The organism is Marimonas lutisalis, assembly GCF_005434965.1.
Lineage (GTDB): Bacteria > Pseudomonadota > Alphaproteobacteria > Rhodobacterales > Rhodobacteraceae > Marimonas_A > Marimonas_A lutisalis.
Genome location: NZ_SKCI01000004.1, coordinates 343,745 through 358,264 on the forward strand (window position 1 = coordinate 343,745; position 14,520 = coordinate 358,264).

Sequence of the window (14,520 nt, forward strand, 5' to 3'; positions counted from 1 at the left end):
CCCGGCGCGGACCCGCGCCGGGATCCCCGTCCAATGCCTCAGCTGTCCGGCCGTCCGCCCAGGAACTCAAGGTAAGCGGCCCAGCTGTCGGCATCCGCCGCCGCGTTGTAGTTCGGAAACCCCATGGCCGAAAAAAGATGCCCCGCCCCGGGGTAGATGTGGATGTCATACGTGATCCCGGCAAGGTCGAGATCATCCTCGAAATTGGTCAGGCCGCTGACCGGCACGCGGGCATCTTTTTCACCGTGGGCGACAAAGATCGGCGCCGTGCCGTCGGGCATCATCCGCCCCTGCGGATCCGAAACCCGACCCGAGAAGACGGCATAGCCGTCCACACCCAGCGCATTGCCGAGCCCCGAGCGCGCCAGCTCCATCGTCGCACCGCCACCCATCGAATAGCCCATCACGAAAACATCGCCGTCACCACGCTCGGACGCGACCTCGACGATTTCGCGCAGCAGCGCTTGCAGCCGCTCCTGGTCGCGAAAGAACGCCTCGTAGGCCGCCTGCTTCTCTTCCATCGAACGCGGCAACGCGTCCACGCCGTGCACATCTGCGGCCAGGGCATTGTATCCCTGCTTCATCAGCATCTGTGCACGGTCCTTCTCGTAATCCGATATCCCGTTCCAGGTTGGCAAGATCACGACTGTCGCCGACGCATTCTCTGCCTCGGCAAAATAACCCTCGAATGTTTCGCCTCCGACCTTGTAAGTCACGTCTTGCCCGGCCTGCCCGGCTCCGGCAATCATTGTGGTAAGGGCGGTAATGGCTGCGAACTTGAACATTTTGTCCTCCGTTTAGTCCGAGTATTTTAATCCGAGTATTGCTTTCCGGCCGTCGAGGCATCTTTCTTGGTGAGACCGCCGGCGGCCTGTAAAGTGAAGACGAGACCGGACCGCAATGTCCCGAAACCGGGCCGAAGAAATGACGAAAAACATCCGAATTGGCGATCACAGTTTCGACCCCGTAATTGGCGAGGTCGCCGATGCGAGCGGTAAAGTCATCGCTCTTCGCGCCCAGACAGCGCGCGTGCTCGAGATACTCTGCGACAACGCCGGTTCTGTCGTCTCCAAACAGGTCCTGATGGAAACCGTCTGGGCCGGCACTCATGTGACCGATGACAGCCTGGTCCAGTGCGTATCGGAGATCCGCAAAGCACTGGGATCCGACAGCACCTATCTCGCCACCGTCCCGAAAAAGGGCTATCGTCTGGTTCCCACTGAACCGGCCAGGGTGGCCGCGCAACGCCCCCGCCTGTTTTCGCGAATTGCCATCTTCGTTCTGATCCTCGCCCTGGGTGCCGCTGCGACGGGCTATTGGTTCCTGCGAAATCCGGCGCCCGAAAACTCCGACCCCATCACCATCGCCGTCATGCCCTTCCGCAACATGAGCGGCGAAGACGACCAAGCCTATTTCTCGAACGGCGTCGCAGAAGACCTGATCATCAGCCTGTCGAACATCTCCGATCTTCGGGTGATCTCGCGCGGGACAGCCTTCTCGCAACAGGCAAACGGACGCGACCCCCGCGATATCGCCAGCGCGCTCAATGCCGATTACGTGCTCGATGGCAGTGTGCGCCGTGTCGCGACTGATCTGCGCCTGTCGGCCTCTCTGGTCGACGGCACCACCGGGCGCAACGTCTGGGCGGAACGTTACGAAGGTTCTGTCAGCGATATCTTCGCGTTTCAGGACAGCGTGCTGGATGAGCTGGTCCGGGTACTCTCGGTCCGCCTCTCAGCCACCGAACGCGCGCGCCTCGGCGTCCGCGGCACCACCAGCATCGAAGCCCACGATGCCTATCTGCGCGGTCGCGCGCTTGAAAACCTCTACACCCGAGATACCAACATCGCCGCCGAAGAAGCCCTGATGACGGCCCTGCGTCACGACCCCGATTTCGCCCTGGCCCATGCCCACCTGGCCCAGGTCTTCAGCTTCCGGGTGGAAAACAACTGGACCAACGAACGCGACAAATACATCGCGCTTGCCTTCCAGGCGGCCCAGCGCGCTGTTGACCTCGACCCGGACCTGCCCTTTGCCTGGTTTTCGCTCGGACGGCTCTATACGCGCAGTTTTGCCACTGACGTGAACAAAGCCACCCAGGCCTATGAAACCGCCATTCGGCTCGATCCCAACTATGTCGATGCCTATGTGTTCCTGGCCAACATTTACATCTTCGACGGGCGCGCTGACGATGCGTTGCCCCTGATTGCCAGCGCGTTCGAGCGAAACCCGATCCCGCCATACTGGTATTTCCTTGCCGAAGGCATGGCCAACTACTTCCTCGCCAACTACCAAACCGCCGAGGCCGCGCTCGTCACCGCACGCGATCGCAACCCGACGGCTCCGTTCCCGTATCGCTTCTTGATCGCGACCTACGGCCAGATGGGAAACCTGGACGAAGCAGAATGGATGGCGATGGAGTATGACTCTCTCGGCCGCACCGCCACCGTGTCTGCTCTACTCGCCTCGGCCTCGATCCATGATCCTGCCTATCGCGACCATTTTGCAAATGGCTTTCGCAAGGCCGGCCTGCCCGAGGACTGACGCGCCCGCCGCCGCATGAAGCACCCAAATCGCCGCGCGCGCCGCCCCGATTTCGCGAATCCGCCATCTCCGGGTACCCTACCCGGAAAGGAGGTCCCATGACGCGCGAAACGAAAACCATCCTCTGCCCTGTCAATCTGCGCCACGCCAAGATCGACACCGCCGCCTATGACGAAGCCGTCGAAATGGCCCGCCGCCGCGGCGCGCGCCTGATCGTCGCCACCGTCGCCCCCGAGATCGAGCGCAATCTGAACATCTACGACTCGGTCAAATACTGGTCGGGCGAACTCGACAAATTCCTCGCCGCCCACCCCGCCGAAGGGGTCGAGATCACCACCACCGTGCGCAAGGGCGCGGTGCACCGCCAGATCGTGAAACTCGCGCACGAGGAACAGGTTGATCTCATCGTGATCGAGGCGGCCAACCCCCGGATCCAGGATTACCTGCTCGGCACCACGGCCAGCCATGTCGTGTCGCACGCCGAATGCTCGGTCTATGTCGTGCGCAACTAAACGCTGCGGCGTCGCCCCCTTGCGGTTCGCCCGCGTCTGGCCCTAACTCGGCCCATGCCGCACGATCACCACCATCACCATCACGCCGATCTGGCAGGCGACCGGCGCGTCGGGCTGGCCGTCGCGGTCAACATCCTGCTGACGCTGGCCCAGATCGTCGCAGGCGTGATCTCGGGCAGTCTCGCGCTCATCGCCGACGCGATCCACAACCTCTCCGATGCGCTGTCGCTCGTCATCGCCTTCTATGCCCGCCGCATCGGCCGCCGCCCCGCCGATGCCTCAATGACCTTCGGCTATGCCCGGGCCGAGGTGGTGGCGGCCATGGTCAATTACACCACGCTTATCGTCATCGCGCTCTACCTCGCCGCGCAAGGGGTCGAACGGCTCTTAAATCCGGTCGCGGTCGAAGGCTGGATCGTTGTCGTCGTCGCCGGCATCGCTCTGGTGATCGACACGATCACCGCGCTGCTCATCTTCCAGCTCTCGAAGCATTCGATGAACATGCGCGCGGCCTTCCTGCACAACCTCGCCGATGCAATGGGATCGGTCGCCGTGATCGTCGCGGGCACGCTCATCCTGCTCTACGACTGGCGCCTGATCGACCCGATCGTTACCCTTTTCATCGCCGGCTACATCCTGTGGCACGCAGGCCAGGGCATCCGCCCGGTGATCCGCGTGCTCATGCTCGGCGCACCGGAAGAGACCGATCTGCCCGCACTCATCGCCGCGATGGAGGCGACACCGGGCGTCGACAGCATCCACCACGTCCACCTCTGGTACATGGACGAACACGACGCCGCGCTCGAAGCGCATGTCGTGCTCAGCCCCGGCGCCGCGCATGAAATCGTCCGACGCGACCTCAAGTCACTGTTGCAGACCCGCTTCGCGCTCAGCCATTCTGTGCTTGAACTCGAAACCCGGGCCGAGGCCTGCACCAGCGCCCCGCAGATCGGCCACTGACGAAAGATACCGATGAGCGATTCCAAACCCCGCCCCACCCCGCAGGAACTGGCCGATAGCCTCGTGTCGGTGCTCGATGTCGAACCGATCGAGGAAAACTTCTTTCGCGGCATCGCCACGCCGGGCGGCAGCGGCCGCAGCTTTGGCGGGCAGGTCATCGCCCAGGCGCTGATGGCCGCGATCCGCACCGTCGATGCCGATCGCCCCGCGCATTCGCTGCACGGCTATTTCATGCGCCCCGGCGACGCCACCAAGCCCGTGCTCTACCAGGTCGAGCGCGACCGCGACGGCCGCAGCTTTGCCACCCGCCGGGTGATCGCGGTGCAAAGCGGCAAACCCATCCTCAACCTCGCGGCCTCATTCCAGGTCGAGGAGCCGGGCCTCACGCATCAGGATCCGATGCCCGACGTGCCCGCGCCCGAAGAACTCAAGAACGAACAAGAACTCGCCGCCGCGCACAAGGGCGAGCTGCCCGAGATGTTTCTCAAATGGCTCTCCATCCCGCGCCCGATCGAAATGCGCCACATCACGCCGCGCCCACCCTTTACCCGCGAACCCAGCGCTGAACAGACCTACTGGTTCCGCGTCACCGGCCATATCGGCGACGATCCCAACCTGCACCGCGCCGCGCTGGCCTATGCCTCCGATTTCGGGCTTCTGGGCACCTCGGCGTTCGCGCATGGCAAGGCCTTCGCCGATCCCGACATGCAATTCGCCTCGCTCGATCACGCGCTGTGGATTCACGGGCCGTTCCGCGCCGACGACTGGCTGCTCTACACCATGGACAGCCCCTGGTCGGGCGGCGCGCGCGGTTTCAACCGGGGCCGCATCTTCACCCGTGATGGCCGGCTGGTGGCCGATGTCGCGCAAGAGGGGCTTATTCGCAACATCACGCCCAAGGGCTGATCATGCGGCAGCGCACGCCGCGTTAATCACTTTCGTTAACCAATCAGCAATTTTTGCCCGGCAGCCGGATGTCAGCCGGGGGGGTGCACGCGTGTCACCCCCCCGGATTTTTCGCCGAAAAATCGTGTTAACCGCCCGGGACGGTCCCCTGGTGAAAGGCGCGGCGGGCACCCGCCGCGCCCCCTGTCTTACCGGTATCCGGCGGTCTTGAATTCCCCGCCTTCGATCTTGACCACGCGGTAGGAACCGGCGGCCTCACCCGGGCCGATCAGCTCCACATTGGTCGCGCCAACGAAATCAACATCGCCGCCATTTGCCAGTATTTCCAGGGCCTTACCCAGTTCTCCGGGGTTGATCTTCTCGCCCGGCGCATTGGCCACGTCCATCACCTTGTCCTTGTAGGCCGCCGGGTCCGACGTGCCCGCCGCCTGCATCGCCAGCAGGATCAGCGCACTCGCGTCATAACCTTCCAGCGCATAGGGCGACGAGGCATCGAACTTGCCCTCTGCCATATCCGCCAGGATCTTCGCCCCCTCGCTGTCCGACCCCGGATGCTGCCCCGTCGACCCATCCAGCGCCGTCCCGAACTTGTCGGTCAGCGATGTGCCGATCATGCCGTCGGCCATGTGGAAACGCTCGAACGCGCCACTGTCCAGCGCGGCCTGGATGATCCCCGCACCGCCCTGGTCCAGATAGCCGATCACCACCAGCAGATCGCCCCCGGCCGAGGCAAGTGCCGCCACTTCCGACGCGTAGTCGGCCTTGCCGTCCTCATGCGCGGCGTTGATCGTCACGGTGCCCCCCGCAGATGTGAACGCGGCCTCGAAACTGTCTGCCAGTCCCTTGCCATAGTCGTTATTCGTATAGGTCACGGCCACGGTTTTCACACCGTCGTCCATCAGGATTTCGGTCATCACCTCGCCCTGTCGCGCATCGCTCGGCGCTGTGCGGAAGAACAGGCCGTTGTCCTCGGCGGTCGACAGTGCTGGGCTCGTGGCCGAGGGCGAGATCTGCACGATGCCGTTGGGCACCGCCACGTTCGACAGGATCGCGCCAGTGGCGCCCGAACAGGCCGCGCCGACGATGCCCTTCACCCCATCACTGGTCACGACACGCTCGGCCGCGGCCACCGCCGCGCCCGAGTCAATGCAGGTCGAGTCACCCCGCACCGAAACGATGGTCGCGCCATTCAGGAACTTGCCGCTGGCCGTCGCCTCGGCAAAGGCGAACTCGGCCGCGTCGGCCACTGGCGGGGCCAGCGTTTCCACCGGCCCGGTAAAGCCCAGCAGCACCCCGATCTTCACATTTTCCGCCCCCGCGGCCGAGGCCACAGCGGCGCTCAGTGCGATGGTTGAAACAGCAATTAACCTTTTCATGGTCAAGTTACTCCCGTGTTGGTTGGTCTTGTTTGTTTCCATTCAGTTTATCCCGCCCGGCGAATTCTCCAAAGATTCGTTTCGGCGCGCAAGAAAACGCCGGGCAACCAGACGGTCCCCGGCGCAACGATGCGTTAAGGTGTTGTTAACGCTCAGGCCGGCTGATCCGCGCGGCTACCCAGCGTTACGCTCAGTTCCTGTGCCTGCCCCTTGCGCAACACCTTCAGCATCACGGTGTCGCCCGGGCTGTCACCGGCGATCAGCCGGGTCAGATCGCGCGGGCTTTCCACCGGAGCATCCCCGACCGCCAGCACGATATCGCCCTTTTCCAGGCCCGCCTTCTGGGCCGGCGTATCTTCGACCACCCGCGCGATCATCGCACCTTGCGCGGCCTCCAGCCCCAATGCCGTAGCCACATCCTCGCTCACCGGCTGGATCTGCACGCCCAGCCAGCCGCGCGCAACCTGCCCGTCATCGGTCAGGTCCTCGACCACCGCCTTGGCCATGTTCGCAGGCACCGAAAACCCGATGCCCACCGACCCGCCGCTGGGCGACACGATGGCGGTGTTGATCCCCACGACTTCACCCGCCTCGTTGAAAAGCGGCCCGCCTGAATTGCCCCGGTTGATCGCCGCATCGGTCTGGATGAAATTGTCGAAGAGGCCTGCATTGATATCCCGCCCGACCGCCGAAACGATGCCCGTGGTCACGGTGTTGCCAAGGCCGAACGGATTGCCCATCGCCACCACGTTTTCCCCCACTTTCAGCGCATCGGAATCGCCAAATGCAACCGCCGTCAGGCCCTGGGCCTCGATCTTGAGAACGGCAAGATCGGTGGCGGTATCCTCGCCCACGACCTCGGCCTCGTAACTGCGGCCATCCTCCAGCGTCACGCGCACCGTGTCGGCGCCATGCACCACGTGGGCATTGGTCACGATCTGGCCGTTTTCGGAAATGATGAACCCGGTCCCGGCCCCCTTGCGCACCGGCATTTCGCCGCGCGGGCCATGGTCGAACTCGGGCGCCGGCAGGCCGAACCGCTTGTAGAATTCCTCGAACGGAAAATCGCGCGGCATTGCCCCCTGCGCGTCGCTCATCAGCTGTGCTTTCTGTTCCACTTCGATGGTAACAACTGCCGGCGCGACACGCTCGACCAGCTCGACGTAGCCGCCGGGTTGATACGGGGCCGCGGTGGTCGCCCCGGGCGACATCCCCGCCGCGCCGATCATCGCCGCCAGCGCGATCGCGGACAGCGCCGTGCCTGTTTTGCGAAATGTCATCGTCATCTTTTCGTCTCCTGTCTTGCCTGACGGGGCAACGCGCCCCGCTTTCCTGCCCACAGGTAGGACGCGTGCCTTACAGACACCCGGCGGGAAGATTGCAAATCTGCAATCCGCTTCACGTTGGGGTGAAATCCCCTCGCGCTTGAAGGCTCATAGGGGCAAACCCCATATTCAACAGTCAGTTGCAGAACCACTCAGCGCATGGCCATGAAACTTCTCGTCGTCGAAGATGACAAAACCACCGCCGATTTCATCGCCCGAAGTTTCTCGGACGAAGGACATTCCGTCGATTGCCTCGCCTCGGGACGCGAGGCGCTGGCGCAGGCCAGCGCCTCCGCTTACGATGTGTTGGTGATCGACCGGATGCTGCCCGATCTCGATGGCCTCTCGCTCTTGCGGGCACTGCGCGCCGCGCATGTCGAAACCCCCGCAATCTTTCTTACCTCGCTGGGCGGCGTCGATGACCGGATCGAAGGGCTCAAGGCCGGCGGCGATGACTACCTCGTCAAACCCTTCGCCTTTGGCGAATTGTCGGCCCGCGTTTCGGCACTTGGCCGCCGCCCGCCCCTGCGCGAAGCGGAAACCACGCTGCACGCCGGTGATCTGGAAATGGACCTGATCCGCCGCCGTGTCATCCGCGCGGGGAAGGAAATCGACCTGCTTCCGCGTGAGTTTTCCCTTCTGGAACACCTTCTGCGGAACAAGGGCCGGGTGCAGACGCGCACCATGCTGCTCGAAGCGGTCTGGGACATCCATTTCGACCCGCAAACCAACGTGGTCGAAACCCATATCAGCCGCCTGCGCGCCAAGGTCGACAAGCCGTTCGAGCGCGAACTGATCACCACCGTCCGCGGCGCCGGCTACCGGATCGCTGAATGATGGCGCAGGGGCCCACCATGCGCCTCTGGCGCTCCACCCCGGTGCGGCAGGCGCTCTTGCTGGTGCTCGTCGTTGCGCTGCTCACGCTCACCTCGCTCGGTGCCGCGTATCTGAAGATGCGCAGCGACACGGCCCGCGCCATACACAACGATCTCAGGCAGGAACTGGCCGCCTTCGATGTCTCGGCCACGCCGGGCGCGCTGGCCACGCTTGTCGCGGCCCGCGCCCGCGTGACCGATCCGGCGGAAACCGTCTATGCCTTTCTGGGCAATGACGGTCGTTACGCGGGCAATGCCCGCGCCGTTCTAACCGGTGGCCAGGTCCGCCTGTCTGCCCTCGATGCGTCGCGCCCGCTGGGAGACGCGGGGTATCTGCACGAAATCGAGCGCCTCTCGGGCGGCGTGCTGATCGTCGCCGAAAGCCTCGCCCCCATCGCCCGGCTAACCGATACGTTCCTGTCACTGCTGGCTTTCAGCCTGGGCCCCACAATTCTTGTCTCGCTGGGCCTCGGCGTTCTGATCGCGCGCCGCAGCGCGCGGCGTGTTGCCAGAATCGAAGCCACGCTCGACGATATTGCAGGCGGCAACCTTGCGGCGCGTTACGACACGTGCGACCGGTCGGGCGACGATATCTCGCGCATCGGCCAGGGCATCAACCGCATGGCCGGCAAACAGCAAACCGCGACCGAGGCGCTCCGCCAGGTCACCACCGACATCGCCCACGATCTGCGCACGCCCCTTCAGCGCCTCTCGGTGCTTCTGGACGACCTGCGCAGCCACCTGCCGGCGGACGGCCCGGCCAGCGATCTGGCAAACAGCGCGCGCGGTGAAACCGAACGCGCCACCGATGTCTTTCGCGCGCTTCTCCACATTGCCCAGATCGAAGGTGGCGAACCCGCCTCGCGATTTGGCCCGGTCGATCTTGTGGCCACCGCCCGCCAGATCGCTGAACTCTACGCGCCCACGGCAGACGAACGCGGCGATCAACTCGTGCTTGATCTTCCCGATCTCCCCGTGATGATTACCGGTGATGCCGGCCTTCTGGGGCAGGCGCTCGCCAATCTTGTTGAAAACGCCCTGCGCCATGCGCCCGCCGGCGGTACGCTGACAATCTCGGTCACTTCGGACGGGCCTGCCGCAGACCTGACGGTGGGCGATACCGGCCCCGGCATCCCCGAAGCTGAACGCGCCAATGTGCTGCGCCGCCTCTACCGGCTGGAGCGAAGCCGCACCACTTCCGGCAACGGCCTCGGCCTTGCCCTCGTCTCGGCTATCGCCTCCCTGCACGAGGCCGAGCTTTCCCTGGCGGACAATCACCCCGGCTTGCGCGTCACGCTGCGCTTCCCGCGACGCGCCTGACGGGTTCAGCCCTTGGCGCCCTGACCGCGGTCATAAACGTCTTCCAGCCGCACGATGTCGTCTTCGCCCAGATAGCTGCCGGTCTGAACCTCGATCAGAACCATCGGCACCTTGCCCGGGTTTTCCATCCGATGAACCGAACCCAGCGGCACGTAGACGGACTCGTTTTCGGACACGAGCTTGACCTCTTCGTCGATCGTGACCTTCGCCGTGCCCTGTACGACGATCCAATGTTCGGCCCGGTGGTGATGGCTTTGCAGGCTCAGGATACCTCCCGGCTTGACCACGATCCGCTTGACCTGGAACCGGTCGCCACGCGCCAGCGTCTCGAACATGCCCCATGGCCGCCTGTCCCACTGAAAATCCGCCGCCTGCGGGGCGCCTTGCTCTTTCAGAACCCCGACGACATTCTTCACGTCCTGTGCCCGGCTCTTGTCGGCTACCAGAACCGCATCCCGCGTCGACACAACAACCAGGTCCTTCAAGCCCAGGCCGACAACCGCCATACCGTCCTGTTCGGCCCTCAGCAGCGTGTTCTCGCAATCCAGCACCGTTGCGCCACCGGTCACGCTGTTACCCGCGCCATCGCGCTGCATTTCGCGGCTGACCGATTCCCAGTCGCCCAGATCGGTCCAGCCCCCGGAAAACGGCACAACGGCCAGGTTGTCGGCCTTTTCCATGACCGCATAGTCGATCGAGATATCCTCGACCTGGCTCCAGGCTGCGGGGTCGATCCTCTGAAAACTCAGATCGCTCTCGGCCTTTTCGACGGCCTGGCGCACAGCGTCGATCATTCCCGGCGCGTGCTTGGCATAGGCTTGCAGGATCGCGGTGACCGTGAACAGGAAGATACCCGCGTTCCACAGATGGTTGCCGCTTTCCATTAGTCTCTGCGCCGTGGCCAGATCGGGCTTCTCGACAAACCGCTGCAGAGGGGCGACACCACCGCCTGCCGCCTCCGCCAATTCGAGATAGCCATAACCCGTCTCGGGCCGGGTCGGCGTGATTCCGAAGGTCACCAGTTGCCCATCTGCCGCCGCCGCGCGGCCGATATCAACCGCGCGGCCAAAGGCGCCTGCATCGGGGATGCTGTGATCGGACGGTGCGACCAGCATCATCGCATCCGGTGCCGTACGCTCCAGCCAGATTGCGGCGGCTAGAACGGCCGGCGCCGTGTTGCGCCCCTCGGGCTCAATCAGAACGGTCGCACCGTCGATTCCTTCGTCCTGCAACTGCTCGGTAACGATGAACCTGAAATCGGACCCTGTGATTACCAGCGGCGCACCGAATTGCGGCCCCGTCAGGCGCCGCACTGACGCCCGGAACAGGCTGGTCTGATCCACCAAGGGCGCAAACTGCTTGGGAAACGCCTTGCGCGACAATGGCCAAAGACGGGTGCCGGACCCGCCGGCAAGCAGAACAGGAATGACCTGCATCATGAAAATACACTCTCTACGATCGGGATGCGTCTGTTTTCATCTAATACCAGAACCACAGGACAGGGAAACCCATTCAACGCGAGTCGGCGCAGGCCCGTGGCCGCCTTGCAAACCATCCGAGCGCGAGAGCGGCCGGTCTGGTCGAAACTCGTTAATCTTTCGTGACAATCCTTCACCGAAACAAGGTGTAAACCATGAAGGATGTTCCATGACCGATACATCGCCTGCCTTCGGCCTACCCTATATCATGCCCTCTCAGGCACAAAAGCACGTGACGCGCAACGAGGCTCTGCGCCTGCTCGATGCCGTCGTCCAGCTCAGTGTCGAAACCCCGCCCGCCACAACGCCGCCGGCCATTGCGGAAACCGGGCAACGGTACGTGATCGCCTCAGGCGCAACCGGCGAATGGGCAGGCCACGACAATGAGATCGCCGTGCGCGACGGAGATGCGTGGTTCTTCGTTGCGCCGAAATCCGGCTGGCGTGCGGATGTCGTCGTGACCGGCGATCAACTGCGCTTCGATGGCAGTGCCTGGAGCTCCACCGCACCCTTGCTTCAGCACCTGCCCGAACTGGGCGTAAACACCACTGCCGACAGCATGAACCGCCTCGCCGTGGCCTCCCCGGCCACGCTCCTGACCAACGAAGGCGCCGGCCACCAGCTCAAGGTCAACAAGGCCGCCGCGACCGATACCGCCAGCCTGCTGTTCGAGACCGGGTGGTCGGGTCGGGCGGAAATGGGCACGACCGGCTCCGATGATTTCGCCATCAAGGTTAGCATGGACGGAACCACCTGGCGGGAAGCACTCACAATCGACGCCGATAACGGCGCCCTGCGCACGCCTTCGGGTCAGACCTATTTCAATGATGTCTTCATTCTGGATGACAGTGCCTATGCCTTCGAAATTCCCTGGTCCAACCCGGCGCGCATCCTGATGTGGCTGGCGGTGAACATCACCGGGCACCATTTCCTGTTTTCCATCACGGGCTCGATGGGCGGCGCCCAGAATTTCGCAGAGATGTTCATGAACCCGCCGGGCAAGCTGAACTTTTACAATGGTCCCCTCACGGGCACGACAGGCACCGACGGCGCCGTGAACCTCTCGATCGAGAATGACAACGGCATCCGCCGCATGTACATCGAGAACCGCCTTGGGACTAACCGCCTGTTTACGATGGCCACTTTGGGGAAATGAAATGAGCAAAAAAACCGAATACGAAGCCGTCACGATCCCCGGCCTCGGCAGAGTCAGAATTCCCAAGACAATGAACCCGGAAGATGTTTTCAAACTTCTGAGCGAACAAAACCAAGACTGATGACCTTCACTATTCTCTTTCTACAAATTATCGCAGAAGAAATTGCCCAAAATCATCAACTGGCAAAATAGAACTTCTTAGCAGAGGAGAAAAGCCCAGCAACTAGTCTGGCACAAGAGCCGGCAGTTTCTGGGCTTTTCATGCCGACGAGATCGGCTCAAAAAGAGGTGAGAAGAAACCACACCGATTGCTTTTACAATCCGAATTCAAAATTTTTCGGAAACTGATTCCCCACATATGGCAGCGCACCAGAATCTAAGAAAAGCGGCTCACAGCGCCCAAAGTCAATAATTGAAAAACTCGAAATCTTTTGCATAAACAGATTGAATTCTCCGCCGAATTGATTCATTGAAATTCATATCCAAAATCTCATGCGTTGCGTTTTCCCGGCCGTCAATCAATACATCTGCATTTCGAACGCCAATCGCACTCATGACTTCAAGAAAATCCGAGTTAAAGTTTTCTTGCTTGCCGATTTTGTCATACGAAATGATATCTGGTTTTAGTAAGTTATACTGCGATCTCCAATGAATGTCGCGCATATTGTCCGGAGTTTCCTCTACCCAATTCAGGAAATGCTCGAAACGCACATCCTGAAGCGCGTCCAATTCAAGCATATTACGAATTTGCATCCGGTATTTCTCCCAGAATGGTCCCCGAGAACGGACTATCTTGTCTTTATAGGCCGAGACCAGCCTATCGACAGGATTTCTAACAAAAGAAAAACTGTACACCATTCCGCTAGCCAAAATTTCATCACAGGTATCGAGGTGCCCGACGATGCTTCCGACGAAACGTCCCTCTCTGCGGTAGTGTATTTGCTGCTTGTCTCTCGGAATCGGAAATCCGGAAATCTCCTGAAGTGTCAGCTTTATCTTTGTGCATGCAACTTTCGGAGTCTCGACATAAAAGAATCCTTTGTCCAAGCTGAACCAGGTGGCGTAATCCCACCTGTTTCGGTTCCTGCGGAACAATTCAGACGGAGTCATCTGCATGCCTCCTCAACCAAATCATATAGACTTTTCGCCCTGTTTGGCGTGACTTTTCTTGCAAAAAGCGACCTCGTCTTCAAAGCTTGAGAAATCATCGTTTCATCCAACTGCTTCGATCCACCGCCCTGAAAGTGAACGTTTCCGTTTGAGGTTCCTGACGAAAGGGATAAACGATCCGAGAACAGCAATTCTTGAAAAAAGCTTTCATCTGAGATGAAGGAGTTTTCCAGATTCTTGAACACTTCGGTCGTAACCGGAGATTTTACTATCCTCTCGACAACCTCGCGATGGAGTGCAACCCACTGGCGGCCGAACCAAGGCTTCCAACGGAGATCTTTTTTATTTTCCTTTATCCGATGCAGCTCAAATACGTTCTTCTCCACCTCGACATATTTCAAAGAACGCCTGTGATTTACATTTCTGGCCGGATCCAGACGCCCTTCACTGATCTCGTTGGACAACTCGGCATCCGAAATGAACTTCACACGAAAATACGAGGTGACCTTTTCCGGAGAAAACGGCCTGTAGGGTATATTCAATGGCTCTTTCTTGGACTGGAACCCAGTACAAAACGCTATTTTTCCGCTATTTCTCCTGCGGTTTTCCAATATTCGAAATATTTTGTCTACCGGCCTCAGGGGCATACACGAGCCGCTAAGATTCACGAACCACTGCCAATCATCGTGTTCCAAAGATCTTGTTAGCGCGTTTATCATCTCACGTGTTAAAGTTGCCCCTCCCCAGGACAGTGGACCGCAACCCGAAACTCGTATTTTTTTGTCGACCAATTTCCGGAATCTTGAGCTCGCATCTATAACCTCCTGATCTGCCATATCGAGAGAAACATCGAACCGCTCACGAGACGGACTCAGATAACGCAGCAAGTATTCAAGCGTTTCGGTGGACCCGTGAGATTGGATGGCATAATAAATCATTTAATCTTTCAAGCATCGCT

Annotated in this window: 13 protein-coding genes; 7 read left to right on the forward strand and 6 right to left on the reverse strand. The window is 61.1% G+C overall.

Annotation, left to right across the window (positions count from 1 at the left end):
• Positions 1 to 38 precede the first annotated feature (38 nt).
• Complete coding sequence (locus E0501_RS17505) at positions 39 to 785, reverse strand: dienelactone hydrolase family protein (protein ID WP_137702687.1); 747 nt, start codon at positions 783 to 785, stop codon at positions 39 to 41.
• Positions 786 to 924: 139 nt separating this feature from the next.
• On the opposite strand from E0501_RS17505, the gene E0501_RS17510 reads away from it, so the two are divergent.
• The 4 genes from E0501_RS17510 to E0501_RS17525 all read left to right on the forward strand — a co-directional run bounded on the left by E0501_RS17510 (position 925) and on the right by E0501_RS17525 (position 4,922).
• A complete protein-coding gene (locus E0501_RS17510; RefSeq protein WP_161594652.1) occupies positions 925 to 2,544 on the forward strand; it encodes a winged helix-turn-helix domain-containing protein in 1,620 nt (539 codons plus the stop codon).
• A 98-nt stretch (positions 2,545 to 2,642) separates the two neighbouring features.
• Entirely contained in the window at positions 2,643 to 3,056 is a 414-nt protein-coding gene (locus E0501_RS17515) for a universal stress protein (RefSeq protein ID WP_137702689.1), read from the forward strand.
• 54 nt (positions 3,057 to 3,110) lie between these two features.
• Positions 3,111 to 4,016 (forward strand): cation diffusion facilitator family transporter, encoded by a 906-nt coding sequence (locus E0501_RS17520; RefSeq protein ID WP_137702690.1) that lies wholly within the window; start codon positions 3,111 to 3,113, stop codon positions 4,014 to 4,016.
• Positions 4,017 to 4,028: 12 nt separating this feature from the next.
• Positions 4,029 to 4,922 (forward strand): acyl-CoA thioesterase, encoded by an 894-nt coding sequence (locus tag E0501_RS17525; protein WP_137702691.1) that lies wholly within the window; start codon positions 4,029 to 4,031, stop codon positions 4,920 to 4,922.
• A 188-nt stretch (positions 4,923 to 5,110) separates the two neighbouring features.
• Here the strand turns inward: E0501_RS17525 and E0501_RS17530 are convergent, their stop codons facing one another.
• Positions 5,111 to 6,298: an ABC transporter substrate-binding protein gene (locus tag E0501_RS17530; RefSeq protein WP_137702692.1), complete on the reverse strand. Its 1,188-nt coding sequence runs from the start codon at positions 6,296 to 6,298 to the stop codon at positions 5,111 to 5,113.
• 152 nt (positions 6,299 to 6,450) lie between these two features.
• On the reverse strand, positions 6,451 to 7,584 hold the full coding sequence (locus E0501_RS17535) for a S1C family serine protease (protein WP_137702693.1): 1,134 nt from the start codon (positions 7,582 to 7,584) through the stop codon (positions 6,451 to 6,453).
• 204 nt (positions 7,585 to 7,788) lie between these two features.
• Between E0501_RS17535 and E0501_RS17540 the strand changes: the two genes are divergently transcribed.
• Both E0501_RS17540 and E0501_RS17545 read left to right on the forward strand, forming a co-directional pair.
• On the forward strand, positions 7,789 to 8,460 hold the full coding sequence (locus tag E0501_RS17540) for a winged helix-turn-helix domain-containing protein (RefSeq protein ID WP_137702872.1): 672 nt from the start codon (positions 7,789 to 7,791) through the stop codon (positions 8,458 to 8,460).
• 17 nt (positions 8,461 to 8,477) lie between these two features.
• Positions 8,478 to 9,818 carry a sensor histidine kinase gene (locus E0501_RS17545; RefSeq protein WP_161594653.1) on the forward strand — a complete coding sequence of 447 codons (1,341 nt, stop codon included), beginning with the start codon at positions 8,478 to 8,480 and terminating at the stop codon, positions 9,816 to 9,818.
• Positions 9,819 to 9,823: 5 nt separating this feature from the next.
• On the opposite strand, the gene E0501_RS17550 is transcribed toward E0501_RS17545, so the two are convergent.
• Entirely contained in the window at positions 9,824 to 11,254 is a 1,431-nt protein-coding gene (locus tag E0501_RS17550; RefSeq protein ID WP_137702873.1) for a mannose-1-phosphate guanylyltransferase/mannose-6-phosphate isomerase, read from the reverse strand.
• Between the two features lie 211 nt (positions 11,255 to 11,465).
• On the opposite strand from E0501_RS17550, the gene E0501_RS17555 reads away from it, so the two are divergent.
• Positions 11,466 to 12,452 carry a DUF2793 domain-containing protein gene (locus E0501_RS17555; protein WP_137702695.1) on the forward strand — a complete coding sequence of 329 codons (987 nt, stop codon included), beginning with the start codon at positions 11,466 to 11,468 and terminating at the stop codon, positions 12,450 to 12,452.
• A gap of 405 nt (positions 12,453 to 12,857) precedes the next feature.
• On the opposite strand, the gene E0501_RS17560 is transcribed toward E0501_RS17555, so the two are convergent.
• Both E0501_RS17560 and E0501_RS17565 read right to left on the reverse strand, forming a co-directional pair.
• Positions 12,858 to 13,562, reverse strand: a complete 705-nt coding sequence (locus tag E0501_RS17560) for a sulfotransferase family protein (protein ID WP_161594654.1) — start codon at positions 13,560 to 13,562, stop codon at positions 12,858 to 12,860.
• Positions 13,559 to 14,500: a beta-1,6-N-acetylglucosaminyltransferase gene (locus E0501_RS17565; RefSeq protein WP_137702697.1), complete on the reverse strand. Its 942-nt coding sequence runs from the start codon at positions 14,498 to 14,500 to the stop codon at positions 13,559 to 13,561. Before E0501_RS17565 ends, E0501_RS17560 begins: the two co-directional genes overlap by 4 nt.
• Between the last annotated feature and the right edge of the window lie 20 nt (positions 14,501 to 14,520).

Excerpts from the sequence above, each read along its gene's own strand:
- E0501_RS17515 (WP_137702689.1), top strand. The coding sequence starts at position 2,643 with ATGACGCGCGAAACGAAAACCATCCTCTGCCCTGTCAATCTGCGCCAC.
- E0501_RS17560 (WP_161594654.1), bottom strand. The coding sequence starts at position 13,562 with ATGACTCCGTCTGAATTGTTCCGCAGGAACCGAAACAGGTGGGATTAC.
- E0501_RS17535 (WP_137702693.1), bottom strand. The coding sequence starts at position 7,584 with ATGACGATGACATTTCGCAAAACAGGCACGGCGCTGTCCGCGATCGCG.
- E0501_RS17530 (WP_137702692.1), bottom strand. The coding sequence starts at position 6,298 with ATGAAAAGGTTAATTGCTGTTTCAACCATCGCACTGAGCGCCGCTGTG.
- E0501_RS17540 (WP_137702872.1), top strand. The coding sequence starts at position 7,789 with ATGAAACTTCTCGTCGTCGAAGATGACAAAACCACCGCCGATTTCATC.
- E0501_RS17555 (WP_137702695.1), top strand. The coding sequence starts at position 11,466 with ATGACCGATACATCGCCTGCCTTCGGCCTACCCTATATCATGCCCTCT.
- E0501_RS17525 (WP_137702691.1), top strand. The coding sequence starts at position 4,029 with ATGAGCGATTCCAAACCCCGCCCCACCCCGCAGGAACTGGCCGATAGC.
- E0501_RS17505 (WP_137702687.1), bottom strand. The coding sequence starts at position 785 with ATGTTCAAGTTCGCAGCCATTACCGCCCTTACCACAATGATTGCCGGA.
- E0501_RS17510 (WP_161594652.1), top strand. The coding sequence starts at position 925 with ATGACGAAAAACATCCGAATTGGCGATCACAGTTTCGACCCCGTAATT.
- E0501_RS17520 (WP_137702690.1), top strand. The coding sequence starts at position 3,111 with ATGCCGCACGATCACCACCATCACCATCACGCCGATCTGGCAGGCGAC.
- E0501_RS17545 (WP_161594653.1), top strand. The coding sequence starts at position 8,478 with ATGCGCCTCTGGCGCTCCACCCCGGTGCGGCAGGCGCTCTTGCTGGTG.
- E0501_RS17550 (WP_137702873.1), bottom strand. The coding sequence starts at position 11,254 with ATGCAGGTCATTCCTGTTCTGCTTGCCGGCGGGTCCGGCACCCGTCTT.
- E0501_RS17565 (WP_137702697.1), bottom strand. The coding sequence starts at position 14,500 with ATGATTTATTATGCCATCCAATCTCACGGGTCCACCGAAACGCTTGAA.